The following is a 1,644-nucleotide window of genomic DNA, read 5'->3' on the forward strand; positions in this document are numbered from 1 at the left end:
CCCTACGCGGGCGTAGCGAACCTGAGGCCAAAGCCATCGCAGGATTCCTGAAAGGCCAGCAGAATATAGACACCCGCAACCTGCAGGCAATTCTTCGCGATTCGAAAAATATGAACCGTCTATACCGCATACCGGCTGCCCATTCAGACATCGTGACATTTGAAACCTGGGCGGACGGCCGCGACATCATCTTGGATCCCCGTCAGGGGTTGCTGGTCAGACTGATGAGGTCTTTCGGGTTGGCTGAGACAACGCCAGCTACCTCCTGAAGGCACCCCCGTGTAGTGGTGAGCCTGCTGTCTAGAGCCTGTCTATCCAGGTCTCTTCTTCCCTGTTGTCCCAAGCGGAACCTCCCACAATCTTCGGCCGAGCCTCTTTGCGCTGCCGGATGAGGCTAAGCACACGATGTGCATCTGCGGCGTGAAGATCGCGAAGAGAGTTCACAGGGCGAACCACGCACGACTCGATGACGGCCTTCCGCTCTTTCTGCTCGTTGATACCGGCATCGGCGAAGGCTGCCCGTAGCTGAGCAACTTGCTCATCAGTAATGGGCATGTGCTGTAGCGGTGCTTGACCTTCTGGCGTGTCAATTTCAAACAGTGAATCAGTCATCCAATCAGCGTATCGTTTGCGGCAGCCGGCAGCCGCTGCCGCTGCCCCCAACGAGGATCAACTTGTGGCCTTCGGCGCCTGCGCCAGGGCTGGCCGGGTGATGTCTCGCTGGATTCCTCCCCACGTTTTCGGGGCTGGTCGTCCCGCAGTACACGGCCGTCCCACCGAGCGGCTGACGTCCACGGGTTCCTCCAAGGTTCTCACTTGCTGTTGCTGTCACGGCTCGTCCGCTCTCCCCTAAGTTTGCTCTGTCCAAATCCATCCTCGCGGTGATCTTCCGGTCACGTCCGGCACGTCACGGGGGCCGCCCCTCCACGCAGATCCGCGCAGTTCGGAACCGCATCCATGCCTTCATCGGGATCCCCGTGGCCCCGTTTCAATTGGCACTATTGGCCTCATTTTCGGTTGGCGTTAACATGCGCCTGCACCTGGCACGCTTGCTCCGGCCCGAAAGCACAAGATTAGACATATGATCGAATAAATGCGCCGAATAAAGCAGCCTAGAAGTCGCCGTGGACCCCTGCACGCAGGCTCTGACATTACGGTCGTCTGGGCCCAGCGTCGACAGCGTTGAGCAGTGCCGGGGATCCGCCTGCCAAAAAGCGGTCACAACCGCCGTCACAGCTGGGGAGGGCGACCCCGGGTCCTCCCGACCCGCCATCCGGGAACCGCATCGTCTAGAAGCTTGACCTTTGCGGGATCGAGTTCGCCGCGGCGGCGTTTGTACCGCTGCGTGTGGATCCACACTCCGAGGGTGTGTTCATGGTCTGAGTCATAGTCGTGGTGGCGGGGCCAGTCGTTGCCCTCCACACGGAATGCCATGAGCTGGGCTAGGCGATGGTGTCAGCGGGCGTCATCCTCGGATTCCCTGCGGTCTTTCAGCCACCCGGGCACCAGGTCAAGGCCGTCACTGTAGGCCGGGTCCAGGGTGCCCTCGGCTGCTTCGCGCCGGCGCATGGACAGCCACCGCGCCATGGACCGTTCGCCCCGGTCCGCGGAACGCGAGCCGGGCAGTCGGCCCTCGACCGAAAC

General features: G+C 61.4%; 1 protein-coding gene and 3 pseudogenes. 1 reads left to right on the plus strand and 3 read right to left on the minus strand.

Features of this window, described 5'->3' with window-relative positions:
- Positions 1–269: pseudogene (locus LQV45_RS30725) on the plus strand (hypothetical protein); the annotation flags it as partial.
- A 31-nt stretch (positions 270–300) separates the two neighbouring features.
- Here LQV45_RS30725 and LQV45_RS30730 read toward each other — a convergent pair.
- The 3 genes and pseudogenes from LQV45_RS30730 to LQV45_RS30735 all read right to left on the minus strand — a co-directional run.
- The gene (locus tag LQV45_RS30730; protein ID WP_230011054.1) at positions 301–612 is read right to left on the minus strand and encodes a hypothetical protein; all 312 of its coding nucleotides are present in this window, start codon (positions 610–612) and stop codon (positions 301–303) included.
- A gap of 618 nt (positions 613–1,230) precedes the next feature.
- Positions 1,231–1,440: pseudogene (locus LQV45_RS35945) on the minus strand (helicase associated domain-containing protein); the annotation flags it as partial.
- Positions 1,441–1,455: 15 nt separating this feature from the next.
- Positions 1,456–1,644, minus strand: a pseudogene (locus tag LQV45_RS30735) (helicase-associated protein); the annotation flags it as partial.

This window comes from Microbacterium sp. Bi128 (genome assembly GCF_918698205.1).

What these genes read in the sequence shown, in the direction of transcription:
- LQV45_RS30730 (WP_230011054.1), bottom strand. Translation starts at nt 612, where the DNA reads ATGACTGATTCACTGTTTGAAATTGACACGCCAGAAGGTCAAGCACCG.